Source organism: Metaplanococcus flavidus, assembly GCF_042675885.1.
Classification (GTDB): Bacteria; Bacillota; Bacilli; order Bacillales_A; family Planococcaceae; genus Planococcus; species Planococcus flavidus.
The window spans coordinates 1-642 of the sequence record NZ_JBHTKI010000026.1 but is presented as its reverse complement, the minus strand read 5'-3'; the positions used below and the strand labels follow the sequence as shown (position 1 = coordinate 642).

Annotated in this window: 2 tRNA genes; both read left to right on the top strand. The window is 43.9% G+C overall.

The features are described 5' to 3' along the window. Positions 1-219: 219 nt before the first annotated feature. A tRNA-Asn gene (locus ACFQ1X_RS15380) sits at positions 220-294 on the top strand. 5 nt (positions 295-299) lie between these two features. Further along, positions 300-374 (top strand) — tRNA-Glu (locus ACFQ1X_RS15375). Positions 375-642 lie beyond the last annotated feature (268 nt).

The window sequence follows — 642 nt, the reverse complement described above, 5'->3', positions numbered from 1 at the left end:
CGGAATAACATCCCGCGGAAGTCGCTGGATTACCGTACGCCCCTGGAGGCATTTTTGAGTCACCTGAATGGAGTCGATCTGTCTAGCTTAAATTGACAAACGGAAATTTGAAAGAAACAGTGGGCATGGTGAAATAAAAAAGTATTTATAAAAAAGTAGTTGACGATTCTCTTGCCGCTCTTTATAATAGAAAAAGTCGACAAGTACTTGAAACGTTATTCCGAAGTAGCTCAGTGGTAGAGCACCGCACTGTTAATGCGATGGTCGTAGGTTCGAGTCCTACCTTCGGAGCCATTTAAGGCCCCTTGGTCAAGCGGTTAAGACACCGCCCTTTCACGGCGGTAACACGGGTTCGAATCCCGTAGGGGTCACCAATATTTTTAAAAGTAATTCATACATAACTTACTATCTTCCAATAACATATTTTTCTTCAAGCAAATTGCTGCGGAAAGTGTTATACTGATTAGACGCCGCTGGCAAAGAGCCAAACGAAGACGGCGAAATAACACTTTAACAAGTGTCATCAGTGATGAGTAAAAAAATCTTCGTATATATTATTATCGCGGGGTAGAGCAACGAGCCGTACGAAGACGGCGAAGTAACACCGAAGCAGCCGAAGGCGATGCAGGTGTCATCAGCGAT